Source organism: Shewanella sp. GJ50-10, assembly GCF_055808815.1.
Map to the genome: position 1 here is coordinate 1735048 of NZ_JBVVSS010000001.1, position 26141 is coordinate 1761188.

A 26141-nucleotide genomic window follows, 5' to 3' on the forward strand; every position below is an offset into this window, starting at 1 on the left:
ACGATTAGCTAGAGATGGGCATAACCCTATTTCGTCCAAGTCGTTTTGCCTCGTATAACAACTTGTCAGTGGCTTCAATAAGCTGGCTGGTTGTTTGCTTTTCTTGCCACTGCGCTACACCAAATGAAGCGGTAATATTATCGATACGAGTTTCACTGCGTCGGTCTTTAACACTGAGTTTTTCAATAGAGCGGCGCATCGCTTCAGCTAATTGTCTTGCGATACGTTGGTTGCTATTTGGCAGTAAAATAGCAAACTCCTCACCACCAAAGCGGTAAAGTTTAACCCCATCTCGGCAAGATTCTTTTAAACGTTTAGCGACCACCTTTAGAACTAAGTCACCAAGCTGGTGGCCATAGGTATCATTAAATTGCTTAAAGTGGTCAATATCAGCAAGGATCATACAACATCCAGCAGGTGACTGATTGACCATGGCATTAATGTCTTCATTGAAAGCGCGGCGGTTAAGAGCTTCTGTTAGCGCATCGAATAACACATCTTTTTCTGTTTCAGCCAAACGCTGTTTGAGTGCATCGATTTCAGTTTGAGCTTTGGTTAGTTGCTGCGTAAAGCTAACCGTACTTGAATGAATACTCGCTGACTCATTCACTATGCCACGAACCACTTTAATCACTTGCTCAAGGGAAAACCCCTTACTTTCAAGTTCGCTTAGTTTGTTGAACTCTTTTTCTATTTTTGACTGAAAATTACTGGTGTCATGGTTGGTGTCTTTTAATGATTGCGATAATTCACAAACCATAGCATCAAGGTTTTGTCTCATGTCGCGGACATCTAATTCAACAGGATCCGAGATGTGCTCACGGTAAAGTAATTCGCTGGAGATAGGCGAATATTGTTGATTCTGTGCAATCACAGTATCAAGTGCGACATTAAGTTTTGGATTTGATTCAGCAACATAGGCATACCAAAGAGCATAGTTTGTCGGCGTGGTGGGTATGCTGTGTTTTAACATCAAAGGAACTGCCTTTTTTAAATTCAAAGCGGCAGATTTTAGTAGATCATTTGACATTCAATCCCTCAAATGTGAATGGGCCACTTAGCAAATTAATAATGAGCGAAGATGTTTGAAAGTGACATAATTATTAAATCATAATCCATAAAAAAGCACCTGTCATTAGGTGCTTAGTTTAAATTAAAACGAGTAGGATACGGCGAACATGGGGCCAGTGAAACTGTAATTAATATTGTAGTCTAAGGTTCTAAATTCTTTGTCTAAAATACTTCGTGAGCGTTCAAGGTCAATGTCTACATCGTAATAATTATAGGCTAAAGATAAGTGCCAATCTTCGCAGATTTCTGCTTGAACACCAGCTCGAATATCGACCAATGAACCTTTGATATTATCGTATTTAATCGCAAAGTATTGCGCGTGGGTGTTAAAAACCCAGCCAGGATAAAATTCGTAACTGGCATACACACCGATATCGGGAAGAGGAGCTGTGAGGGCGTTATCAACAATTCTAGGTGTTAGGGTTGCGGTGTCACACAAGCTATTGGCATCGGTGTTGGCTTCACATAAACCAATAGTGCCTTCGAAAACGGTTTCGATAAACATGGTGTGTAAACCGATTGAGGCACCTACAGTATAGTTATCACCTTCCCAAATATCATAACCATAACCTAAACGTAAAATATCAATATTGAGTGTAGTGGCTAGTTTAGCGTTACCATCAATCAAATAACTTTGATCATTGTCGCCGAACTCAGGGATTTCAATATCAAAACCTAATTGCGGTGTATCGGCATTACGGTGAAGTGACTTCCAATCGAGGTAGATATTATGGCGGTCATTAAAACTGTATTGGAATTCAAAGAAAGGCAGAAACTGTTCTTCTGTAAGTAACAAGTCATCTTCAAAATCGAGTAAATAGTAGTTACCAGTATCCTTTGCACTTTTTACTAGCATGGTTGAATCTGAGCTAGCGTAAAATGCACCAATGGTAATTTTATATTCATCTGCTTTTACGTGGCCTGTAGTACAAACCGCAGCTAAAAGTCCTAAAGAGGCTCGCTTAAACATTTTCTCTCCGCACTTAATATGTGCTCAATTTGAGCCATTCGTGCTTTTTATTTTTATTGGATAATCAGGGTTATATCTTTTTGTGTATTTATACTAGCATTATGCAACTAAATGTGAAGTTTTTGTTAGTGTAAATTTGACTTAAAATGATCCTAGATCAATGTTTGTGTGTAGCTAATTTTTGGATAGTAAACTACGCCTTTCGATTCACTCCTGTAAGTTACTGTTAAATAATACTAAAGTTTCATTAATGTTGATTTTTAAAGTAACATATGAGTTATGTTTTTAATCGTGAAAACACTGTATTTATTTATATGACAATTATAAAATCTGCTGTTTATTCAACAAATTCACAGTCATTATTTTGACAAGATGTTAATTTTTATGAGTTGTTATTCTTTGTCAAAAAACTGTTGATTGGCATCATTTGAATCAAGTCAGGATTTTGAATAGAAATTTCAATGACAAATGCCTTGCTCACAATTACAAATCCCTAGCTCAAAATTACAAATCCCTAGCTCACAATTATAAATTCCTAGTTCACAATCAAAAATAAAAGCTGATTACTCTTTGCAATATTTTTGCTATAAAACGCTATTAACATGGTTAAGTACATTCACGTTTGAGCATTAATCCATTATGGATACAGATTTACTAAAAACATTCTTAGAAGTTTATCGAACTCGGCATTTTGGCAAAGCTGCTGATAATTTATTTTTAACTCGCAGCGCGGTAAGTTTTAGGGTTAAACAACTAGAGACATTGTTAGGTGTGTCTTTATTTGATCGCCAGCGTAACAATATTCAGCCAACGCCTGCTGGTGAGCGAATGTTAGAACATGCCAATGCAGTATTAACTGCGGTTGAACGGGCGAAGCAAGATGTGTCGTTATCGGAGGTACAATCTATGCAGCTCACTATTGGTATCGGCCATAATGTCTGGGATAGTTACTTAAACGATGTTATGAAGCCATTAAGTTCTGGTTTACAAGATGTTTCCCTAAGAACGGATGTAATTTCGACTGCTGTGATGTCGAAACAGTTGTCTGAACGAACGCTAGATATTGCATTAAGTTTTGATCCATTGCGAATTGATGATATTGAAATCACTAAGTTAAACCGAGTCAACTTGGTGTTGGTGAGCCATGAAGCAGGGCAATTCATTGATAGTCTTAAACAGTCTCAATATATAAAAGTAGATTGGGGAACGGCGTTTAATATCATGCATGCGCAAGAGTTAACAAACTTACCTGTACCAAAGTTACATACCAGTTCAGCCCAAATTGCATGTGAATTTATGCTGACTAATGGAGGTTGTGCTTTTTTGCCTGAAACTATGGTTAAGGCAAAAATCCAAAATAACGACTTATTTTTAGTCGAGGGGGTAAACCCTATGCGCCGCCATATTTATGCGGCTCATTGGGGCAAAAACGAGCGTTTAGATCAAATTGAACAAGCGTTGATACTGCTTACTGATAAAGCTTATCAATAGCTGCAGGCTTGTTTCATTTACAACAACCCCTCATATGCACATGACTTATTAAACATTTAATTAACAACTTTTAGTAACAATTAAAACTTATAAAATATAGGCATTCACTAGTATTGCGCACCAGGTAATGCTGCATAAAGCGAGACTTAAAAATACTGCTGCAGAAGCTACATCCTTGGCTTGACCACTCAGAGGATGGATTTCATCGCTGATGCGATCGACGACCGCCTCAATGGCTGAGTTTAATAACTCTGTAATCAGTACAATAAAAAGCGTCATTATCATCAAAATGGATTCAACCAAACTGACATTGGCGAATAGCGCGACAGGTAGCAGTATTACCACAAGAATAAGCTCTTGTCTGAATGCAGCTTCGTTTTTCCACGCACTCATTAACCCTTGAATCGAAAAGCCTGTGGCGCGTATGATCCGCTTTATCCCATGATTATTCACTGGTTTCATTTTTAGCCTTAGTATTTTATTTTTATCCGCGAAATTGGTTTACTAGCCATGAAAAAGGTTTTACTGGCCATAAAAATAGCAAAGCCTTATTTTCTGACTACAATCAACAGTCTTAACTAGAATCGGTATTGTAAAAATGCAATTGATTGCGGCGCAATTTCGTTAACATGACTAGCAAGGATGCTACTATGCCAAGATATTTACTGTCTATTATATTTCTGTTCATCTATTTATTATTCCCTATTCGTGGCTTTGCCACTGACACTCTACCAATACAACTGGCTAGCCGTTTTCAAAATGACATTAATGTTAATGACTATTTTGTGAGTGAAAAGCTTGATGGAGTAAGAGGTTATTGGAATGGCAAAAACATGCTCTCGCGTTCGGGTAGAGTTATTGCAATCCCCGAGTGGTTTATAGCCGATTTTCCGAAAGATAAAATAGATGGCGAATTATGGATAAAGCGAAATGACTTTGAGGCCGTTTCTGCGCTATCGAGAAGTCATAAAGCTGAAAGTCCGTTATGGCAGCAAGTGAAGTTTATGATTTTCGACTTGCCAGAACATGGCGGTGTATTCAGTGAGCGAGTTACGAAGATGGTGCAGATAGCTGTTAATTCCAGTCATATACAACAAATACCTCAGCAAGAATTTACTACTCAAGCACAGTTATACAACGAACTTGATAGGGTGATAGAAAACCAAGGCGAAGGTTTGATGCTACATAAAAAAACTGCGCTGTATAAAGTTGGCCGTAGCCCAAATATTGTCAAACTTAAGCCCAAATATGATGCAGAGGCGGTGGTAGTTGCCCATAATGAAGGTAAGGGTAAGTATTCTGGCTTGTTGGGTTCAATCACAGTTGAAATGCCTGATGGTAAAAGGTTTAATATTGGTAGTGGTTTTAGTGATAAAGAAAGAGCGCAGCCGCCAGCGATAGGTGCAGTAGTGACTTACCAATATTTGGGATTCACTAAAAATGGTATTCCTCGTTTTGCGCATTTTTTACGACTAAGACCGGAATAATTTAGATCTGAATAATTAGACTAGAAATAATAAATTGTAATTTTGAGCTTAAACAAAACAAAAGGGCACGACATTGAACTCCAAGCCTACATCTAAAAACATAAAGAATAGTGATAATCCATTAAATTTGGCTGAGGTAAAATCTGTGTTGTTTGTTTGCCTTGGTAATATTTGTCGCTCTCCAAGCGCTGAGGCAGTATTTAAAGATAAAGCCCACGAATTACAACTTGAATTGCAAATCGATTCCGCAGGTACTGCAGCCTATCATCAAGGCAATCCTCCAGATCCACGTTCAATAAAAGCCGGAGAAGCTAGAGGACTCGATTTCAGTGGTATGCAAGCTAGAAAAATCACAGATGACGATTTTAACCAGTTTGATTTAATTCTGGCTGCTGATAACAGTAATTTCGAGGATTTAATTAGTCGTAGCCCTGTTGAGTATCAACATAAAATTAGGCTGATATTATCTTTTGCCGATTATGAGCTTAATGGGGTAGAAGAAGTGCCTGATCCGTATTATGGCGGCGAAAATGGTTTTGAAATTGTATTAGATTTATTAGATTCAAGTTTAGGTCGTTTGGCGCAGAAGATTAATAACGAATAGCGGTTACAACAGCTTAAACAAAAGGCTTATCAACTGATAAGCCTTTTGTTTTCATCTTTAAATAACGTTGAAGTTTACTTTATCGCTAACGCTATTTTAGTAAGGACCAGGAACTTTTAGTCGTTTTGATGGCGTTTACCGGAGCGTTTTAATCTTTCTTGTTCAAGCTTTTGTTGCTTAATAGCTTCTTTTTCTGCGAGCACTCGCGCCACTTCTGCCTTTTCAATTTCTGCCATTTCTGGCGTTTCCAAGGTCAATAAACCAGTTTTACCCGAACGGAATTCATGAAGTAATAATTCAGATGCTTTGTGTAAGTCGATTCGACCGCCAGGTCTTAGTGCACCGCGTTTACGACCAATTTCTTCAAGTAATTCAATATCAGTGTCAGGTAGCGATTTAAGCTTATAACGCTCACAAATTTCATCAGGGTAGGCATGTAAGAAGTATTCTGCGGCAAACATAGCTACATCTTCATATTCCATTGCAGTATCTTTAATTGCACCGGTAACAGCAAGGCGATAACTACTGGCTTCATTATCAACTTTTGGCCACAAAATACCTGGAGTATCAGACAGTACGATACCGTTTTTCAAATTAATTCGTTGCTGACGTTTTGTAACCGCAGGCTCGTTACCTGTTTTAGCAAGCGTACGTCCAGCGAGGGCGTTAATGATGGTAGATTTACCGACATTAGGAATACCCATAATCATGGTACGAATATCTTTTTCGAGTTTATCCCGTGAAGGAACCAGTTTACGACAAATATCTGGAATACTTTTAACTTGGCCAGGTTGTAAAGTCGTAATGGCCGTGGCTTTAACGCCTTGCTCACGTTCGAGATACTCAATCCAACGCGCCGTCACTTTAGGGTCGGCTAAGTCTGATTTGTTCAGTAGTTTTATACATGGCTTATCGCCCCTTAAGGTCGAAACCATAGGGTTTTCACTACTATATGGAATACGTGCATCTAATACTTCGATAACAAGATCGACTTGAGGCATTGCCTCTTCAATCTCTTTTCGAGCCTTGTGCATGTGTCCTGGGTACCATTGAATTGCCATGTGTTTGCCTTTTTTAAAACCACTGCTAACAAAGGGGGCATATTCTACCTTGTTATGCAGTGAAATGATAAAAAAAAGCGCCATTTGGCGCTTTAAACTTGTTGGAATCACACAAGAACTTAAATAACACCAAGTTCGCGTAATCTTTCCATTAAATAGCTATCTGCAGTATAGCGCTCAGATAGCACAACCTCTGGATTTGGATGTAAAAATAGCGGTAATGAAATTCGCGATTTAGTCTTATCCGTCCCTTCAGGGTTAATCACTCTATGCGATGTTGAAGGGTAATAACCGCCAGAAGCTTCTTGCAGCATGTCGCCGATATTAATAATAATATTACCAAAGTCACTTGGTACATCAACCCAGCTATCATCTTTGGTTTGTACCTGAAGACCTGGTTCATTGGCTGCTGGTAAAACAGTAATTAAATTAATGTCTTCATGGGCTGCAGCGCGAATAGCACCCAGCTCTTCATCACCAGCCATTGGCGGGTAATGTAAAACACGCAGCAGCGTTTTTTCACTTTCGGCGATCATTGCTGGTAATGGAATAGAGAACTTAGCGGCAACATCGGCAGGTGCGTATTTTTCAATCCAGCCTAATAACTCTGCTGCTAAATCATTGGCATGTTTGTAGTAAGCTAAAATATTGCTTTTTAGCGACTCAGGAATTCGGCCCCAAGGATAAACGTGAAAATATTCTTTGATATCTTTTACGCTATGACCTTTAGCTGTTTCTGAAATTGATGCAGGGAAAAATCCATCCTGTGTTTCTGGTTTGAATAAAAAATCATTTTTTTGCTCAGATTGAAAAAACTCGTACCATTCTTTATAGATGGTTTCGACAAGTTCTTTACTGATTGGGTGATTGGATAACACCCCAAAACCGGTTTCTCTTAATGACTCAACAAATTGTTTAGCACAATCTTCTGAGCGGTAATCAATTGTTTCTAATTTCATATTTTCTACTTATTGTTTTATTGACCCATGATGATTTTAACCTTCGTCACACTTTGCTGCAATTTTTTGACATGAAAACAGGTCTAATAAGTCGAAATAGTGATGTTTATTAGGCATACTGCCATCTGTTTAGATATTGCGATACAGTGAGAAGGTCAAGATTGAAGTTAGGACGATGCAAATGAATGAATTAACTGAGTTTGAAAAGTATGTCATTGAGCAGAAAGGAACTGAACGTCCATTTAGTGGAGAATACGTCAATCATGAAGCTGAAGGGTTATACCTGTGTAAAAAATGCCTAGCGCCTTTATATAAAAGTGAGCATAAGTTTAATGCTTTTTGCGGCTGGCCAGCCTTTGATGATGAAATTCATGGCGCTATAAAACGTACATTAGACGCTGATGGACAGCGTACTGAAATTACCTGCCATGATTGCGGTGGTCATCTTGGGCATGTTTTTAAAGGTGAAATGCTCACCGGTAAAAACATGCGTCATTGCGTTAATTCAGTGTCGATGGTGTTTAAAAGCTATGAAGACATTGAAGCGGAAAAATCGAATGCCACTAAGGCATTACAACTGGCGACATTCGGTGCAGGTTGTTTTTGGTGTATCGAAGCCGTGTTTCAAAGGCTTGATGGTGTTGAGAGTGTGTATTCAGGTTATAGCGGCGGCACAACAGAAGATGCGCACTATGATGCTGTTTGTAGTGGTGTAACTGGGCATGCTGAAGTGATACAAGTGACTTTTAACCCTGAGGTTATTAGCTACAACACGTTATTATCGGTGTTTTTTGCCATACACGATCCCACCACACTGAATCAGCAAGGCAATGATAAAGGTCCGCAGTATCGTTCGGTTATTTTTACTCATAATGCCCAGCAAGTAGACGATGCAACGATAGCAATCAGTAAGTTAATACAGCAGGGAATTTGGCCAAAACCGATTGTGACTGAAGTGACTATGTATGAAGCATTTTATCATGCTGAGAACTTTCATGATGATTACTTTGCCAAAAATGCAGAGCAGCCATATTGTCAGCTGCTGATTAAACCTAAATTTGAAAAGGCGATGAAGCAATTCGAAGCGCTCTTGAAAAAAGATTAATAATTTTTGGTCTATTCATTAGATTAACTTTTGCAAGTGAATGTCAGATTCCAAACATAAAAAAGCGAACTAAATAGTTCGCTTTTTTGTTGTGTTAATTTTATCTCAAGTTTACTTAACTCTTATTGATTAAGAGTCGAGAGCATCATCGGCCACTTTGTAATGTGGATCTTCAATGACGTTAACCTCAACTAAGTCACGGGCTTTATGTAGTAATTCTTTACAGTCGCCACTTAGATGTCTTAAGTGTAATCGCTTACCTGCAGCAACATAACGTTCAGCCAAGGTATCAATAGCATCTAATGCCGAGTGATCAGCAACGCGAGAGTTTTGGAAGTCAACAATTACATCTTCAGGATCGTTTTCAGCATCAAATAGTTCTAAAAAGTTAGAAACTGAACCAAAGAATAACGGACCATTTAACTTGTAAACTTTCCAGCCGTTAGCATCAGTGCTTTTTTCAACATTGATGTGCTTGGCATGTTCCCAAGCAAAAACTAGAGCTGAAACGATAACACCGACAAATACCGCAAAGGCTAAGTCTGTGAATACCGTTACTGTGGTCACTAACACAATGACAAATGCATCGTGTTTCGGCACTTTTCGCATTACTTTAAAGCTTGCCCATTCAAATGTACCCAGTACAACAATGAACATTACGCCGACTAAAGCAGCTAAAGGGATAATCTCGATGAAGGCTGCACCAAATAAAATAAAGGCTAATAAAGCCAATGCGGCAGTAACACCTGATAGACGACCACGGCCACCAGAGTTGATGTTAATCATTGATTGACCAATCATCGCACAACCACCCATTGCGCCAAAGAAACCACTCGTGATGTTGCCAACGCCTTGGCCAACACATTCTTTGTTACCACGACCACGGCTGTTAGTCATTTCATCAATCACTGTTAGTGTCAGTAATGATTCAATTAGACCTACGGCTGCAAGAATACAAGCATATGGCAATATGATGTATAGGGTTTCAAGGTTAAACGGTACACTTGGAATTGCAAATGAAGGTAAACTGCCCGCAATAGTTGCATGCTCATCACCGCTCATGGTTTTTAAGAAATCGAGTACGTTACGGGTATCTAAGTCTAAACCTACAACTAACGCAGTTACTGTAAGAATAGCCACAAGTGAAGATGGAATTGCGGTTGTTAGCTTAGGTAAAAAGTGAATAATTGCCATGGTCAGAGCGACAAGCCCTAACATGATCATTAGCGGCTCTTGCCCTAACCAAACCATGTTTCCTGCAGCATCTTTAACTTGGAATTGTCCAAGCTGAGCTAAGAAAATTACAATGGCTAAACCATTCACAAAGCCAATCATCACTGGGTAAGGAACAATGCGAATGAACTTACCGAGTTTGAATACCCCTGCAGAGATCTGAATTATCCCCGCCAGTACCACAGCTGCGAATAGGTACTGTACTCCGTGTTCAACAACCAGAGATACCATTACAACGGCCATCGCGCCAGTTGCACCTGAAATCATACCAGGACGTCCGCCAATTACAGCGGTGATGATGCCCATAATAAAGGCTGCGTATAAACCGACCATAGGTTCAACTTGTGCAACGAATGCAAAAGCAACAGCTTCTGGAATAAGTGCAAGAGCAACAGTCAAACCAGATAAGATATCTGCTTTGCTACTACTGGTTTTGTGACGAAGTAAATCGAACATTTAGCCCCTGAAAACAATTGATGTGTTTGAAAATGAAAGTGTGCGTATGTTAACAAAAATTAATGCGGCACTAAACCTGAAATTAAGCTTAATTGAGGATAAATAGAATATTTAATCAAACTGTAAACATAAAAAAACCACGCTAAATAGCGTGGTTTTTAAAGTTAAGCTTTATCTGAATTAACCCAAAGGCTTATGCCTTGGTTGTATCAGATGAAGCACTGTTTGCTACTTTAGATTTTGCTGCTTCAGTATTAGGCTGTGATTTTTCATATTCACGACCTTTTGGAACAGCTTGCTGAGTACGGGCTTCAGAAACAGGTTTTGTTGTATCTGACATCACCATAGAGCCAAAGCGGCTTGCGGCAGCAGGTTTTTTAGCTGGCGCTTCAACCTTAGTGGCAGTTGCTGTTGGAGTTGCAACGACTTTGCGTTGAATAGCAGCAGGTTTTGCCATTGGAGCAGAAGCGATTGAATTATCTTTAGCTGGCGCTTTTGGCGCTTCAGCTTTAACTGCTTCAACTACTGGCTCTTGAGTAACAGGAGCTTCAGTTTTAACTTCTTCAACTACAGTTTCTTGTGCTACTGGAGCTTCAGTTTTAACATCTTCAACTACTGGCTCTTGAGCAACAGGTGCTTCTGTTTTAACTTCTTCAACTACTGGCTCTTGAGCAACAGGTGCTTCAGTTTTAACTTCTTCAGCTACAGGCTCTTGAACAACAGGCGCTTCAGATTTAACTTCTTCAACTACTGGCTCTTGAGCGGCAGGAGCTTCAGTTTTAACTTCTTCAACTACTGGCTCTTGAGCGGCAGGTGCTTCAGTTTTAACTTCTTCAACAACTGGTGCTGTTTCGACAGCAGGAGCCTCAGTCTTAACTTCAACAGCTTCGGCTGCTTGTTCAGCATCAAGTTGTTTCTCTAGCTCATCAACTGGCGTAAATACTGCTGTTGCTGGAGATGTTTCGTCTTCATCACGACGACGGCGTTGACCTGCAGCACGAAGGTGGCGCGGGCTACGACGGCTACGACGTTGACCTTGTTTCTCTTCACTGTCTTCTGCATTAACTTCTTCAGTGATTTCAGCCGTCGCTTCAACTTTTTCTGGTGCAGCTGCAGGAGCTGAACTTGTTGAGTCAGTTGCTGGTGCCACAGCTTCAGTAGTTACAGGCGCTTCAACGGCTGCTTTTTCAACTTTAGCTTCTGTAACCGTTTCAGCTTTTTCAACCTTAACAACTTCAGCATCTTTTGAAGATTCTGAGGTTACAACTTCAACATTTTCAGTTTTCGCAGTGTTGTCCTTTCTAGGGCGACGAGTGCGAGCTGGCTTAGCTGACTGCTCAGTTGCTGCAGGTTTTGCTGCCACTTCAACAGAAGCATTAGCAGAGGCTGCTTCAACGTCATTTAACTTAGCTTCGTTTTGTTCGTTTTCGATACGAACTTTACGGCGCATGTTACGACGTTGGCGACGTTCTCTCGCAGCTTCTTGCTTAGGCGACTTCTCAGTGTCATTGCGAGGTTTATCTGCAGCAGGCTTGTTTGTTTTCGCTTTAGGGTCGTTCTTAGGTTGACGTTTATCTGCTTGCTCTTTATTTGCAGTGTCTCTGTCATTCTTTTTGTTGCGACCTTTGTTGTCTCTACCTTTATTGTCAGCATCGTTACGGTTTTCGTTACGGCTGTCATTGCGGTTACGACGGTTGTCATTACGACGCGAATCATTACGACGGTTACGACGGTTGTTTTGGTTTTCTTTACGATTCTTATCAGATGGCTTAGATTCAGTTTTAGCTGGTTCATCAGATGAGAATAGCTTGCTAATAGCTGAAACCATTTTAGCGAAGAAACCTGGCTCTGATGCAGCTGGTGTTGCAGCTTTAGCTGGTTGTTCAGCAGCAGGAGTTGGCTTAGTCGTTTTGGGTGTACCAAAACCTTTAATCGCAGGTTGTTGAGCTTCAGCACGTTCAAGTTTACGTGGCTCATACAACTTAGCTTCTGGCTTTTCTACGCGTTTGTAACTTGACTCAACCACTTCATCATCGCTTCTTAAACGTGATACGCGGTAGTCAGGTGTTGTCATGTGCGAATCTGGGATAACGTACACTTCAACATTGTGACGCTCTTCAGTGATGCGAATAGCTTTACGTTTCTCATTTAATAAGAACGCAGCAACATCAACTGGCACAACAGCTTCAATTTGTGAGGTGTTTTCTTTAATCGCTTCTTCTTCCATTAAGCGAAGAATAGAAAGCGCTAACGATTCAGTACTACGAATAGTCCCTTGACCATGACAGCGAGGACATAAGTGACCTGCAGATTCACCAAGAGAAGGGCGTAAACGTTGGCGTGACATTTCCATCAAACCAAAGCGAGAAATACGGCCTAATTGAACACGAGCACGGTCTAAATGAACCGCATCACGCATTCTGTTTTCAACTTCACGTTGATGTCTAACTGGTGTCATATCGATGAAATCGATAACCACTAAACCACCTAAGTCACGTAGACGTAACTGACGAGCAATTTCATCAGCGGCTTCAAGGTTAGTGTTTAATGCTGTTTCTTCGATATCGCCGCCTTTAGTTGCGCGGGCAGAGTTAATATCGATAGAGGTTAATGCTTCAGTTGGGTCAATAACGATTGAACCGCCAGATGGTAGGCGAACTTCACGTTGGAAAGCTGACTCAATTTGAGATTCGATTTGGAAGTGAGTGAATAACGGCACTTCAGATTCGTAACGTTTAACGCGGTCAACAAAGTCAGGGCGAACTAGGCCAATATGCTGTTTCGCTTCGTCAAAAATACGTGGGTGATCAATTAAGATTTCGCCTACGTCACGACGTAAGTAATCGCGGATTGCACGTACAATGACGTTACTTTCTTGGTGAATTAAGAATGGCGCAGGTTTGCTTTGAGCGGCTTCTTGAATGGCATCCCAGTGGTGTTGAAGCACCTTAAGATCCCATTTAAGTTCAGCAGCGTCTTTACCAACACCAGCAGTACGTACAATCAGACCCATACCATTTGGTACAGTAAGCTCTGACATTGCTGCTTTGAGTTCAGTACGCTCATCACCTTCGATGCGACGTGAAATACCGCCAGCACGTGGGTTATTTGGCATTAATACAAGGTAAGAACCAGCAAGAGAGATAAAGGTTGTTAAGGCTGCGCCTTTATTACCACGTTCTTCTTTGTCGATTTGAACGATAACTTCTTGACCTTCAGATACCACTTCTTTGATATTTGGACGGCCTTGAAAAGAGTAACCTTTAGGGAAGTATTCGCGAGCGATTTCTTTAAGCGGAAGGAAACCGTGACGATCAGCGCCGTAGTCTACAAACGCAGCTTCTAAAGAAGGTTCTACGCGAGTGATGGTGCCTTTATAGATATTTGATTTTTTTTGTTCATGGCCTGGGCTTTCGATATCCAGATCATACAATTGTTGCCCATCTACTAGGGCAACGCGCAACTCTTCCGATTGAGTTGCATTTATTAACATACGTTTCATGATGACTTAATTCTTCTAATAAGGTCATCAAACAAAGACTTATCGTTGCATTACGGGCCTAAAATTATTATTCACGAAGCCTCGCGGCTGGTTTTTAGGCAAGTTAGGTGCGCATTGCTGTAAGACGCATCGCTGCGTGTCGCATCCTATTTATGGCTTATTTTTTAATGATTACAAAAACAAGGAATTCGTTGTTAATAAGCAACCAACCCCATAAATTTTAAATTTCTTTTCCGGTAATGCCCAAGTCGAATCTGTCTGTTTGATAACAAGCTAAAATTTGTTCGAATTTGGGGGGTGTTAAGTTTCAGGAAAACTTAGTAAATAATGATGAAACAGACGGTTTAACTGTAAAAGCAATTCTTATCGCTTTGTGATGTTTACAATTTGCAAATCAATGATTTGCGACCTGCCGTGCTCATGAATTCTACTGAAAAAACACCTTAATAAATTGAGGTTGTGAACATTTTATTCACTGTTTATCCTCAATCACTGCGCAAATATAGCAATAAACAATTTATACAGCAATCAAAACAACGAATTCTTATTGTCCCATCGAGGGAAAACTTAGGGTACAATGTGCGCCGTAATTACTATAGGCGCATCATGAATACAGAAACTCCCACAAAAGTTCAATTGGTCACCATTGATGAAGATCATTTTGAGCAACGCATCGATAATTTTCTCCTCACCAAATTAAAAGGTGTTCCTAAAAGCATGATTTACAGAATCGTGCGCAAAGGTGAGGTGCGTGTAAATAAGAAAAGGATAAAACCTGAGTACAAATTACAGATTGATGATGTGGTGCGTATTCCGCCAGTAAGAATGGCTGAAAAAGATCACCGTACAGCCCCTTCGGCAAAACTGTCGAAAGTGACGCAACTCGAAGCACGTATTATTCATGAAGATAATCATCTTATCGTATTGAATAAACCTGCTGGTATTGCAGTGCATGGTGGCAGTGGTGTCGACTTCGGTGTGATTGAAGGCCTTCGTTCATTACGACCTCAACAAAAGTTTTTAGAATTAGTGCATCGTTTAGATAAAGACACCTCAGGCGTACTTTTAATTGCTAAAAAACGCAGTGCGCTAAAACATTTGCATGATCAATTGCGTAAAAAGACCATGCAAAAAGATTACATGGCCTTAGTGCGTGGTGACTGGCAAGCTAAAGATAAAGTGATTAAAGCGCCGTTGTTAAAAATCACGTTGAAATCAGGTGAACGTATTGTCCGAGTTAATCCTGAAGGCAAGCCATCTGAAACCCGTTATAAGATTATGCAACGTTATCATGGCTGCACTTTAGTTAAAGCAAGTCCTGTAACAGGTCGTACCCATCAAATTCGTGTTCATTGTCAGTACGCAGGACATGCCATTGCATGTGACGATAAGTACAGTGAGAAAAAGTTTGATGATTCAATGCGAGAAAAGGGGCTTAACCGTTTATTCTTGCATGCTGCTGAGCTTAAGTTTATTCATCCTGAAAACGACGAAGTTAAAACAGTGAAAGCGCCTTTAGATGATATCTTGTTATCCACATTAGAGAAGTTAAAACGCGCATGAAGCTAGACACCGCAAAACAGTATCAACTGGTTATTTTTGACTGGGACGGCACATTAATGGATTCAATTGGCAAAATTGTTGATTGCATGCAGTGTGTGGCTAAAGAATTAAGTCTGCTTGTGCCTAGTGAGCAGCAAGTGCGCGATATCATCGGATTATCAATATTACCAGCTATGGAGAAATTGTTTCCAAATAACGCTGACCAATATGATGAGTTACTTGAAGCGTATAAAAATTACTACCTCAATATAAATGTGACTCCTTCACCTCTATTTGATGGCATCGAAACAGTATTAACTGAAATTCAAACTGCAGGGCATACCCTAGCAATTGCTACAGGTAAGCGAAGAGCAGGGCTTGACCGCATGCTTGCCGAAACCGGTTTAGGCAAATACTTTGTTGCGACGCGTTCTGCCGATGAAGCAGAGTCAAAACCTCATCCGTCAATGATCACTTCATTATTGCAAGAGCTGAATATTGCACCTGAGCAGGCGGTTATGATTGGTGATTCAAAGTTAGATATTGCTATGGCTAATAACGCCGGAGTGAGCAGTATTGCCGTTACCTATGGCGCACATAGTTTAGAAGACTTATTAAGCCAAAATCCGACAGCAACGGTGAATAAGCCAACTGATATACTTTTGCATCTTTAGTTTTAACTTTTAGACTTGTGGAACTTAGTAGCAAATACTCTGAACAATAGTTTCATAAGTATTAAAAAGCCGATGAATCATTCATCGGCTTTTTTGTTATCGAAACTCTACTTTCATTCTAGTGGGGTTTCTAAAACTTTAGGTTAATTAACAGATGGACTAATTAACCTAGTGGGTAGATAACTTGTACTTTTAGTTTTAGATCGCAAGAGCCAACGGTGTTCCAATCTACAACTTGTGGGTCAAATGATTGACCGTCACCACCATAAACAGGTGTTGACCAGTCAAAGCTTTTGAGTACTGATTTATGTAAATCTGTTGATACTTGAATTCGAGCACCTGCGTTACGTGGTCCCATATCTGGTGAACCTTTTTTCACATTAGAGCGAGTGTCGTACTCATAGTAGTGCACTTCACCGCTGCCATTAGTGATAAGGTTTTTACAGGTATTGTTTTTAGTAATAAATAGGTCGATGTAGTATTCACCATCATCTTCTAAAGTCATACCAGGGCCAAAAGTCGCTGAACTAGCGATTGGCGTGCCATTTTCCATACGATGAGTGGTAAAGGTTGAAGCACCTTTGAAGTTTGAGTAGCTATTTAATGTATAAGAGCTGCCATCTTCTGGGAATTCATGAGTGATGAACTCGCGGTTTTCTAATCCACAAGCCGTTTTAAGAGTTGCAACTCCTTCACCGTCAGCAGCTTCTTTCCACTCATAGAAGGTATTTTGTTTACCCATACGAGTTTCTAAGAATGCCGCATTTACAAATGAAGCACCATCCGCGTTGTAATAGAATGTACCTACATTTGATGCACCTGTGTAGCTATCCCAATTGCCATCAGCAGGGTGAGTAGGACTTCCTGGGGCACCTGGATCTGTTGGCTCAACCGGATCGACTGGTTCAGCCGCAAAGCTATGACAAGTATCACAAGCCATACCGTTATCGTGTCCGTCGGTGTGACATGAAGTACAAGTTGAACCTTCATTGTGCTCGAACGGAATTTCAGGCATACCAAATACGCCAACTAAACTTGCTTCTGGTGATTTACCATTATTAACATATGGTGAATCTGGGTTTGGGTTTTGGTATTCGAAGTTGACACCAATGTTGGCACACTGCTGCTGGAAAGTACTGACGAAGCTAGCTGCTTTATTATCTAATTCTTTGTTGGTATTAGTGAGGTTTTCGTTGTCTTCTAATAAACTTTTGTTTGCTTCATCTAATTGCTGGTTTTGTTCAGTTAACTCAGCAATTTGTACTTCTAACTCAGGGTTAGGATCGACTGTAACTGCATCATCATCGTTACAAGCGCTTAAAGCCAAAATTGAAACACACACAAGGCTTAATTTAAAAGTTTTTTTCATCATTGTTCCCCTACTAGTTAGTGACTAGTATTTTTAATATTTTATTTATCTACAAACGTTGCTGGCTTTAGAGCATTCAAACAAAGTACGTTTTGCTAAAAACGAATCCACTTATTGAAATTAAAACCGCCTTAAGAGAATTAAGGATGAGTTGATTACAATAAGCACTGTGCTGTTTGCTCTAGCGTTAAGCCTTTTCAATGATTAAATGAGTCATTATCTTCCGTTACAAATTACATAGAGACATGACGCTATTATTTGCGCCTTCAATATCCCTTGGTTGTTGAGATATTGAGTTCATTGAGTCCCTTAGGCTAAGGTAGGATCAGCTTTCCCTGAATTTACTGATACTTTATTAAGTTGATAACGCGTTCTTAAAAGTAAGGACGCTAATATCAATATTTCATATTTTCTCATTAGAACTAAAATGAAATAATACCCTTTAATAACAATCGCTTAGCTGTTGATGGGGAATATAGCCATTCGTTTTAAACTTGTGTGTGATGAAGGTCAACTTCACACCTTATTGTGCATTTAAATATTTACAATGTGATCCAAATGTACCTTTAGGTAAACTTGAGAGCTAATCGTTGATTTAGTGTTGACTCATGTTCTAATTCACTCAACAAGGTGGTTGGTAAGTCATTGATATTTAATGGTAAGGTTTTGATTTTGTCTAATGGTGCTAACAAGTCATCTTAAAAGCCACTCAACACTCTTATTGAGTAAGTGCAACATTCGGTTAGCATTTCATTAGCCGCGTTGATGTAAATTTGATCTTATATGCAGTAAATCGTGGGCTTGATTTTATTTGGAATATTTATAAACGGGACTGATTCGTTCATGTCGAAAAGGTGAGAGTGAAAGGAAGTTGAAATAACCTTCGCAGATAATCTTATTCAGTATTAGCCTGTGTTAGGCAGATTTTATTGCTAGCCGATAGCAACGGGCGGAAAGTGCTGAAAAAGAAACGCTAGCAATGAAGTGCTATTAGATGAATCTTTTTAAATTAAGAGCTGCTTAGATGACTAGGTATCAATCCATTCGCCTCAATTAAAAAACTTTTATTTCGAACAAAACTTAACCAGTAAAGATCAACAGGCCCTAATAAAAAATTAGATTTTTAAAACGACTAAAGATAACTTGCTCTAACATCATTCGTTAAATCGAATGATGTTAGAGCAAGCATTAATTTATAAAACATCCATTCCGTGTTGTTTAAGTAAGTCGATTAATTTAATTAATGGTAAGCCAATCAATGTATTCGGGTCGTCTCCCTCGAGCTTTTCAAATAGAGCAATACCCAGTCCCTCAGCTTTAAAACTGCCTGCGCAATACAAAGGTTGCTCTAACTCGACATAACGGCTGATTTCAGAAAAGGTCAAATTTCTAAAATGAACTGTGAATGGTTCGATTAAACTGAATGCTTGTTTAGTTTGGCTATGAATTACACTGAGTCCTGTATAAAAGGTAATTGCTTTACCTGATGCTTGTTGTAATTGCTTGATGGCTTTTTCGTTGGTGTGGGGTTTACCGATAATTTGACCATCTATTACCGCCACTTGATCAGAGCCAATAACAAGTGCAGGTATGTTTTCATTGTTATCATTACTATTTATAGCATTGTATAGATTGGCCCCTGCGAGGGCTTTAGCTTCTGCAAGTCTTAACACTAAGGCTTGTGCAGTTTCATTTTCATAGGGGCTTTCGTCTATATCTGGCGATAAACAGTCGAAGGGCAGTTGTAATTTTTGAAGAATGTCTTTGCGATAAACCGAGGTTGAAGCCAAGATGATTTTGCTATTCATGTTACGTCATTCATGTATTTAGATAATTACGACTATAATAAGTCAAAATTGCGTTCAAATGCAGTAAATTTAGCCGGATCGCGCTTGTGATCGCAGGCTGTGACAGGTAATATTTCGCTTCGATCAATTTTAATGTTGGCGTTTTAGTAAATTGTTCATTTTGTTTAGTTAAGCAATTAACCGCAATTTGGATAAATTTCCTTTGACTCTAGCGTTTTCAAACTATAATATGCGCGCCTTATGCAAACAGTAAAGATACCAGTATCAATTGATCCTATTCGAACTGCAGCCAGCGGCCTTCGTTATGAAGGTGTTGTGCCCGGCAAACAGAATAAGCGATTAAACGAGTTATGTGCTGGCGATTGTTCCGATGTGACAGTGTCGTTAGAATGTGGCGTCGATATTCAGGGGATAGTCTACCTTCGCGGGAAGGCTGTGACGGAGCTCACTCTGCTATGTCAACGTTGTATGACACCATATACCACAGAGGTTACGGTCGACTTCTCCTTTGGTCTTTGTAAGACACAAGAAGAAATCGATGAGCTCCCGGATGCGTATGAGCCGATTGAGTGCAATGAAATTGGTGAAGTTCGTCTGCATCAGTTGATCGAAGATGAATTGATAATCGCTATGCCAATTATTCCTATGCATCAGAATGCTGATTGCAACTTAGGAACAAGTGACATAGCTGTAGGCGAAATCGAGCCCTCTCAAGAGGAGCGTCCAAATCCGTTTGCAGTGTTAGAAAAACTGAAGAGCAAGTAATCTAGGAGACAAGTCAAATGGCTGTACAACAGAATAAAAAATCACGTTCAAAGCGCGGCATGCGCCGTTCACACGATGCATTGAGCACAGCTCAATTATCTGTAGACGCTACTAGCGGTGAATTACATCTACGTCACAACGTGACTGCTGATGGTTTCTACCGCGGTAAAAAGGTTATCAACAAGTAATTTGTTGCTAATCTTATGACGGATCTGACGCTCGCGTTGGATGTGATGGGGGGCGATAATGGCCCCCTCGTCACAGTGCCTGCAGCCTTGCAGGCACTGAAATTCAATTCTCAACTATCCATTATTCTAGTCGGCAATCAAGCTGAAATAGATCCTTATCTAGTTGAAATTGACAGTGCTATTCGCGCACGAATTCAAATTATTCATACCACTGAAGTTATCACCATGTGTGATAGACCTATCCAAGCTATTCGTTCGCGTAAACAAAGCTCAATGCGTTTGGCGTTAGAATTAGTTAAAGATGGTAAAGCCCAAGCGTGCGTTAGTGCCGGTAATACAGGTGCATTAATGGCATTGGCTAAGATTTTACTAAAAACGCTTCCTGGCGTTGATAGGCCCGCTTTAGTGAGTTGTTTACCTGCAGTAACTGGTAAACCTGTTTATTTATTAGATCTTGGCGCTAACGTATCCTGTGATTCTGAAACCTTATTTCAGTTTGCTGTCATGGGTTCAGTGTTATGTGAAGCTGTCCATAAACGCGCCAAACCTAAAGTTGCCTTACTGAACGTCGGTATTGAAGATGTGAAGGGTAACGATCAAGTCCAGCAAGCTGCTCAGTATCTAATGGATACTGAACAAGTTAATTACACAGGCTTTGTTGAAGGTGATGAAATATTCACTGGAAGCGTTGATGTCATAGTGTGTGATGGCTTTGTTGGCAATATCACGTTAAAAACATCTGAAGGCATTGCCAAGTTATTAGTTCACCAATTAAAACGTGGACTAACGCAAGGTTTGTTTGTGCGGATGTTGTCTAAACTCCTCGCTCCACGTATACAATCAGTACTCAGTAAGATGAACCCCGACCACTACAATGGCGCAAGTCTGATAGGATTGCGCGGAATAGTAGTAAAGAGTCATGGAAACGCTGATGAAGCCGCTTACTTACAAGCAATCAATTTAGCTGCTACAGAAGCAAAACGTCGTCTTCCGGAAATGATTAAAGATCGTTTGGAGACGATTCTTTTAGACATCAATAGCTGATCTCATTATATGCATACAAAAATTCTCGGAACTGGTAGTTATCTGCCGGTGCAAGTTCGTAGTAACCTCGATCTAGAAAAAATGGTCGACACTTCAGATCAATGGATTGTGGAGCGTACAGGTATTTCTGAACGTCGCATTGCTGCTGAAGATGAAACTGTTACAACAATGGGTTACCAAGCTGCATTAAAAGCATTAGAAATGGCAGGCATTGAAGCCAGTGACTTAGACATGATTGTCTGTGGTACCACAAGCGCCAGCAATGCATTTCCAGCTGCAGCATGCGAAATTCAAAAATTACTCGGTATTCATACGATTCCTGCTTTTGATATCGCTGCGGCGTGTTCAGGCTTTGTTTATGCCTTATCAGTCGCGGATCAGTTTGTTAAAACTGGCGCAGCTAAAAAAGTATTGGTAATTGGCGCTGACGTATTATCACGCCTGTGTGACCCTGATGACCGTACTACAGTGATTTTATTTGGTGACGGCGCTGGCGCTGCTGTTATTGGTGCTAGTGAACAACCAGGTATTATTTCTACCCATATCTATGCTGATGGCCGTCAAGGCGATTTACTGAAGTGTTCATTCCCACCACGAGCAAATGAGTCATCAGAAGCGGTTAGTTTTATGACCATGAAAGGTAATGATGTCTTTAAATTTGCCGTCACTCAGCTGTCTCACGTTGTGACTGAAACGTTGCGAATTAATAATATTGATAAGTCAGAGATTGATTGGTTAGTGCCACATCAAGCTAACTTTAGAATTATAAAAGCCACAGCTAAGAAGCTCGATATGAGTTTAGATAAAGTGGTTTTAACACTGGCTAAGCACGGTAATACTTCTGCAGCATCTGTGCCTATTGCATTAGATGAAGCGGTGAGAGACGGGCGAATTCAACGTGGCCAGCTTATTCTGTTAGAAGCATTTGGCGGCGGTTTTGCTTGGGGCAGCGCACTTGTGCGTTTCTAGTATTAATGTGCTTGTTCGCTTTTAGCTTAGCGTACGAGCCAGATTCTAGATTTATTGTTAAAACGTCAGTAAGATATTTTTAGTTTTGAACAGTGCACTCATCGATTAACTGTTTTCTATCTTTAAAGTGTTGATAAGTCATGCTTTAAAATCTGACAAATAATTCATTTTTCATGAACGAATAAAGGTAATAAAAATAATGGAAAATATGGCTTTTGTTTTTCCTGGACAAGGTTCTCAAGCAGTTGGCATGTTAGCTGATTTAGCCGCTGACTTCCCAGTCGTAACAGATACATTTGCCGAGGCAAGTGCAGTATTAGGTTACGATTTATGGGCGTTAACTCAAGATGGCCCAGCAGAAAAGCTTAATGAAACTGATAAAACCCAACCTGCATTATTAACAGCAAGTGTGGCAATTTTCCGTGCTTATCAAGCATGCGGAGCAGCAACCCCTAGCTTACTTGCAGGACATAGTTTAGGTGAATACTCAGCATTAGTGTGTGCTGGCGTGATTGATTTTGCTGATGCAGTAAAATTAGTGGAGCTTCGTGGTCAATTAATGCAACAAGCTGTTCCAGCAGGGACAGGCGCTATGTTTGCGATTATTGGTTTAGATAATGACGCGATTGCCAAGGCTTGTGAAGAATCTGCCAATGGCGCGGTTGTTAGTCCTGTTAACTTTAACAGTCCTGGACAAGTGGTTATTGCTGGCGAAAAAGAAGCAACAGAAAGAGCCGCTGCAGCATGTAAAACTGCGGGTGCTAAAATGGCCGTTGCATTGCCCGTTAGTGTGCCGTCTCATTGCGCATTAATGAAACCTGCAGCTGATAAATTAGCCGATGCGCTTGCCCAGCTGACATTTAATGAACCAAGTATCACAGTTATCAATAACGTTGATGTTGCGACACCAACCGATGGAAGCGACATTAAAGATGCCTTAGTTCGTCAACTATATTGCCCAGTACGTTGGAGTGAGTCGGTTGAATTAATGGCTGAAAAAGGTATTACAGATTTAGTAGAAATGGGCCCTGGTAAAGTGTTAACGGGCTTAACAAAAAGAATTAATAAATCATTAAAGGGGCAGGCGGTAAACAACGCGGCTTCTTTATCTGCTTTAATCCAATAAGGAATCTTCATGAGCATTAGCTTTAATTTAACAGGCAAAGTTGCTTTAGTGACTGGCGCAAGTCGCGGTATTGGCCGTGCTATTACTGAAACCTTAGTCGAAGCCGGCGCTGTAGTTATTGGTACTGCAACGAGCGAAAAAGGTGCTGCTGCAATCCAAGAATACCTTGGTGATAAAGGTCACGGTTTAGTATTAAACGTCACCGATAAAGAGTCAGTTGCTCAATTATTCGCCCAGATCAAAGAAAAAGCAGGTGATGTTGATATTCTTGTCAACAGCGCGGGTATCACACGTGATAATTTATTAATGCGTATGAAAGATGATGAGTGGCAAGATATTCTTGATACTAACTTAACGTCGCTATTTAGATTATCAAAACCTGTTATGCGCTCTATGATGAAAAAGCGTAATGGTCGTATCATCAATATTGGTTCAGTTGTAGGAACCATGGGCAATGCAGGGCAAGTTAACTACTCAGCTGCTAAAGCTGGTTTGATTGGATTTACAAAATCTCTTGCAAGAGAGGTTGCATCTCGTCAAATAACAGTGAATGCTATTGCACCAGGTTTCATTCAAACTGACATGACAGATGAGCTGAATGAAGAACAACAGCAAGCTATCATGTCTCAAGTTCCAATGGAGCGTTTAGGGCAAGCACAAGAGATTGCTAACGCAGTATTATTTTTAGCATCTGACTCTGCTGCTTACATAACGGGCGAGACCCTACATGTAAATGGCGGAATGTACATGGTTTAATCGCCTGTAAGGGCAACGACTTTTATTGAATCTGGTTTGATATCAAAGTATGATAATTTTCGTGGTTAGACCACGAAAACTAAGCTTGCATTGTCAGCTGGATCGAATAAACTACTCGCAATCTTACGCAAGTGTGTAATTTGAATAGGAAAGAAAACTAATGAGCAACATCGAAGAACGTGTAAAGAAAATCATCATTGAGCAACTTGGCGTTAAGGAAGAAGACGTTAAATCAGCTGCATCATTCGTAGACGATTTAGGTGCAGATTCTCTGGACACTGTTGAATTGGTTATGGCTCTAGAAGAAGAGTTTGATACCGAGATCCCTGATGAAGAAGCTGAAAAGATCACTACTGTTCAAGCAGCGATCGATTACGTTTCAAAAAATCAGTAATCCCAGATTCACAAAAACAGGTGGCATTTATGCCGCCTGTTTTTGTTTCTGAAGTCGATACTTTTCGACTAGACTTATTTCCAAAGTGTTAATCCTTCAGCTCGCTTCTTATCTGCTCAATGCTAAATGTACCCAGTACAAAGTCATTGATGATGGATTAACCCATACTGTTTATTTTTGGCTTATGCCTAATTATTTCAAAGGTGACTACTGTGTCTAAACGTCGTGTCGTGATTACAGGCCTAGGACTAGTTACTCCAGTGGGTAACGATGTCGATTCTTCTTGGCAATCTTTATTAGCAGGTAAGAGTGGTATTGAACCCATTACCAAATTTGATGCAACTGAGTTTGGCACTCGCTTCAGTGGCTCTGTTAAAGATTTTGACGTTGAGCAGTACTTATCACGTAAAGATGCTCGTAAAATGGATTTGTTTATCCAATACGGCATGGCTGCAGGTATCCAAGCGATGAATGATGCTGGTTTGGATATGGAACAAGAAAATCCTTCTCGCGTCGGTACTGCAATTGGTGCAGGTATGGGCGGCATGCCTTTAATTGAGCAAAATCATGCCGCTCTATTAAAAGGAGGCCCGCGTAAAGTGTCTCCATTTTTTGTACCAAGCACCATTATTAATATGATTTCAGGCCATTTATCAATTAAATATGGCATGACAGGCCCTAACTTTGCAGTTACGACAGCATGTACAACGGGTGTGCATAACATCGGTTTTGCAGCTCGAACTATCGCTTATGGCGATGCTGATGTGATGGTGGCAGGCGGGGCTGAAGATGTAACTTCTCCGCTCGCTGTGGCTGGTTTTGGCTCAGCTAAAGCCTTATCAACTCGTAATGATGACCCACAAGCAGCCAGTCGCCCTTGGGATAAAGACCGTGACGGTTTTGTGATTGGTGATGGCGCTGGTGTTATGGTGATGGAAGAATATGAGCACGCTAAAGCCCGTGGCGCAAAAATTTATGCTGAGTTAGTTGGATTTGGGATGAGTGGTGATGCATTCCATATGACGTCACCTCCAGCTGATGGTGCTGGCGCTGCAGCTGCAATGGTCAATGCAATCAATGATGCGCAAATTGCTAACGAGAAAGTGGGTTATATCAACGCACATGGCACATCGACTCCTGCAGGTGATAAAGCGGAAGCTGCTGCGGTTAAATCAGTATTTGGCCCACATGCTTATGACTTATTAGTGAGTTCAACTAAGTCTATGACAGGCCACTTATTAGGAGCTGCAGGTTCAGTTGAAGCAATCGTGACCATTTTGGCTTTGCGTGATCAAATCGTGCCTCCGACAATCAATTTAGATAACCCAGATGAAGGTTGCGATTTAGATTTTGTTGCCCATAAAGCAAAAGAACATACCTTCGATTATGCTTTGTGTAATTCATTTGGTTTTGGCGGGACTAACGGATCGCTTTTATTTAAAAAAGGCGATGCGTAAATCGTAAAGCTTTATAGATGCTTGATGATAAAGCAGTCACTAAGGTGGCTGCTTTTTTTTGCTTCAAATATATCACGCAGTTGCATAATGAAAGTTAGAATGAAGAATAT

23 protein-coding genes are annotated in these 26141 nt (G+C 40.3%); 14 read left to right on the forward strand and 9 right to left on the reverse strand.

What is annotated here, in order from left to right; all coding sequences use genetic code 11:
* Positions 1-4: 4 nt before the first annotated feature.
* On the reverse strand, positions 5-1030 hold the full coding sequence (locus AC0L4E_RS07205) for a GGDEF domain-containing protein (RefSeq protein WP_473678622.1): 1026 nt from the start codon (positions 1028-1030) through the stop codon (positions 5-7).
* A 123-nt stretch (positions 1031-1153) separates the two neighbouring features.
* Positions 1154-2041, reverse strand: a complete 888-nt coding sequence (locus AC0L4E_RS07210; protein ID WP_473678623.1) for a hypothetical protein — start codon at positions 2039-2041, stop codon at positions 1154-1156.
* Positions 2042-2680: 639 nt separating this feature from the next.
* On the opposite strand from AC0L4E_RS07210, the gene AC0L4E_RS07215 reads away from it, so the two are divergent.
* Positions 2681-3532, forward strand: a complete 852-nt coding sequence (locus AC0L4E_RS07215) for a LysR family transcriptional regulator (protein WP_473678624.1) — start codon at positions 2681-2683, stop codon at positions 3530-3532.
* Positions 3533-3619: 87 nt separating this feature from the next.
* On the opposite strand, the gene AC0L4E_RS07220 is transcribed toward AC0L4E_RS07215, so the two are convergent.
* A complete protein-coding gene (locus AC0L4E_RS07220) occupies positions 3620-3994 on the reverse strand; it encodes a diacylglycerol kinase (RefSeq protein ID WP_473678625.1) in 375 nt (124 codons plus the stop codon).
* Between the two features lie 188 nt (positions 3995-4182).
* On the opposite strand from AC0L4E_RS07220, the gene AC0L4E_RS07225 reads away from it, so the two are divergent.
* Positions 4183-5019: a DNA ligase gene (locus AC0L4E_RS07225; protein WP_473678626.1), complete on the forward strand. Its 837-nt coding sequence runs from the start codon at positions 4183-4185 to the stop codon at positions 5017-5019.
* Positions 5020-5164: 145 nt separating this feature from the next.
* Positions 5165-5623, forward strand: a complete 459-nt coding sequence (locus tag AC0L4E_RS07230) for a low molecular weight protein-tyrosine-phosphatase (RefSeq protein ID WP_473678627.1) — start codon at positions 5165-5167, stop codon at positions 5621-5623.
* Positions 5624-5739: 116 nt separating this feature from the next.
* Here AC0L4E_RS07230 and ylqF read toward each other — a convergent pair whose 3' ends face one another.
* Both ylqF and AC0L4E_RS07240 read right to left on the reverse strand, forming a co-directional pair.
* The gene (gene ylqF, locus AC0L4E_RS07235) at positions 5740-6684 is read right to left on the reverse strand and encodes a ribosome biogenesis GTPase YlqF (protein ID WP_220754493.1); all 945 of its coding nucleotides are present in this window, start codon (positions 6682-6684) and stop codon (positions 5740-5742) included.
* A gap of 119 nt (positions 6685-6803) precedes the next feature.
* A complete protein-coding gene (locus AC0L4E_RS07240) occupies positions 6804-7643 on the reverse strand; it encodes an isopenicillin N synthase family dioxygenase (protein WP_473678628.1) in 840 nt (279 codons plus the stop codon).
* A gap of 181 nt (positions 7644-7824) precedes the next feature.
* Here AC0L4E_RS07240 and AC0L4E_RS07245 point away from each other — a divergent pair, with 181 nt between their 5' ends.
* Positions 7825-8748 carry a bifunctional methionine sulfoxide reductase B/A protein gene (locus AC0L4E_RS07245; protein WP_473678629.1) on the forward strand — a complete coding sequence of 308 codons (924 nt, stop codon included), beginning with the start codon at positions 7825-7827 and terminating at the stop codon, positions 8746-8748.
* A gap of 129 nt (positions 8749-8877) precedes the next feature.
* Here AC0L4E_RS07245 and AC0L4E_RS07250 read toward each other — a convergent pair whose 3' ends face one another.
* On the reverse strand, positions 8878-10437 hold the full coding sequence (locus AC0L4E_RS07250) for a SulP family inorganic anion transporter (RefSeq protein WP_473678630.1): 1560 nt from the start codon (positions 10435-10437) through the stop codon (positions 8878-8880).
* A 193-nt stretch (positions 10438-10630) separates the two neighbouring features.
* Positions 10631-13939: a ribonuclease E gene (gene rne, locus AC0L4E_RS07255; RefSeq protein WP_473678631.1), complete on the reverse strand. Its 3309-nt coding sequence runs from the start codon at positions 13937-13939 to the stop codon at positions 10631-10633.
* A gap of 606 nt (positions 13940-14545) precedes the next feature.
* Here rne and rluC point away from each other — a divergent pair.
* Both rluC and AC0L4E_RS07265 read left to right on the forward strand, forming a co-directional pair.
* Entirely contained in the window at positions 14546-15502 is a 957-nt protein-coding gene (gene rluC, locus AC0L4E_RS07260) for a 23S rRNA pseudouridine(955/2504/2580) synthase RluC (RefSeq protein WP_220754656.1), read from the forward strand.
* Positions 15499-16155, forward strand: a complete 657-nt coding sequence (locus tag AC0L4E_RS07265; RefSeq protein ID WP_473678632.1) for an HAD family hydrolase — start codon at positions 15499-15501, stop codon at positions 16153-16155. The genes rluC and AC0L4E_RS07265 overlap by 4 nt, the downstream gene beginning before the upstream one ends.
* A 163-nt stretch (positions 16156-16318) precedes the next feature.
* Here AC0L4E_RS07265 and AC0L4E_RS07270 read toward each other — a convergent pair whose 3' ends face one another.
* Together AC0L4E_RS07270 and AC0L4E_RS07275 are read right to left on the reverse strand one after the other, a co-directional pair.
* The gene (locus tag AC0L4E_RS07270) at positions 16319-17527 is read right to left on the reverse strand and encodes a hypothetical protein (RefSeq protein WP_473678633.1); all 1209 of its coding nucleotides are present in this window, start codon (positions 17525-17527) and stop codon (positions 16319-16321) included.
* 1190 nt (positions 17528-18717) lie between these two features.
* A complete protein-coding gene (locus AC0L4E_RS07275; RefSeq protein WP_473678634.1) occupies positions 18718-19332 on the reverse strand; it encodes a Maf family protein in 615 nt (204 codons plus the stop codon).
* 240 nt (positions 19333-19572) lie between these two features.
* Between AC0L4E_RS07275 and yceD the strand changes: the two genes are divergently transcribed.
* The 8 genes from yceD to fabF all read left to right on the forward strand — a co-directional run bounded on the left by yceD (position 19573) and on the right by fabF (position 26031).
* The gene (gene yceD / locus AC0L4E_RS07280; protein WP_220754660.1) at positions 19573-20097 is read left to right on the forward strand and encodes a 23S rRNA accumulation protein YceD; all 525 of its coding nucleotides are present in this window, start codon (positions 19573-19575) and stop codon (positions 20095-20097) included.
* 17 nt (positions 20098-20114) lie between these two features.
* The gene (gene rpmF, locus AC0L4E_RS07285; protein WP_011496728.1) at positions 20115-20285 is read left to right on the forward strand and encodes a 50S ribosomal protein L32; all 171 of its coding nucleotides are present in this window, start codon (positions 20115-20117) and stop codon (positions 20283-20285) included.
* A 15-nt stretch (positions 20286-20300) separates the two neighbouring features.
* On the forward strand, positions 20301-21329 hold the full coding sequence (plsX, locus tag AC0L4E_RS07290; RefSeq protein WP_473678635.1) for a phosphate acyltransferase PlsX: 1029 nt from the start codon (positions 20301-20303) through the stop codon (positions 21327-21329).
* 9 nt (positions 21330-21338) lie between these two features.
* Positions 21339-22298, forward strand: a complete 960-nt coding sequence (locus AC0L4E_RS07295) for a beta-ketoacyl-ACP synthase III (RefSeq protein ID WP_473678636.1) — start codon at positions 21339-21341, stop codon at positions 22296-22298.
* A 199-nt stretch (positions 22299-22497) separates the two neighbouring features.
* Positions 22498-23424: an ACP S-malonyltransferase gene (gene fabD, locus AC0L4E_RS07300; protein ID WP_473678637.1), complete on the forward strand. Its 927-nt coding sequence runs from the start codon at positions 22498-22500 to the stop codon at positions 23422-23424.
* Positions 23425-23433: 9 nt separating this feature from the next.
* Entirely contained in the window at positions 23434-24180 is a 747-nt protein-coding gene (gene fabG, locus AC0L4E_RS07305) for a 3-oxoacyl-ACP reductase FabG (protein ID WP_220754664.1), read from the forward strand.
* A gap of 160 nt (positions 24181-24340) precedes the next feature.
* Positions 24341-24574 carry an acyl carrier protein gene (gene acpP, locus AC0L4E_RS07310; RefSeq protein ID WP_011496723.1) on the forward strand — a complete coding sequence of 78 codons (234 nt, stop codon included), beginning with the start codon at positions 24341-24343 and terminating at the stop codon, positions 24572-24574.
* 212 nt (positions 24575-24786) lie between these two features.
* A complete protein-coding gene (fabF, locus tag AC0L4E_RS07315) occupies positions 24787-26031 on the forward strand; it encodes a beta-ketoacyl-ACP synthase II (RefSeq protein ID WP_473678638.1) in 1245 nt (414 codons plus the stop codon).
* Positions 26032-26141: the final 110 nt, after the last annotated feature.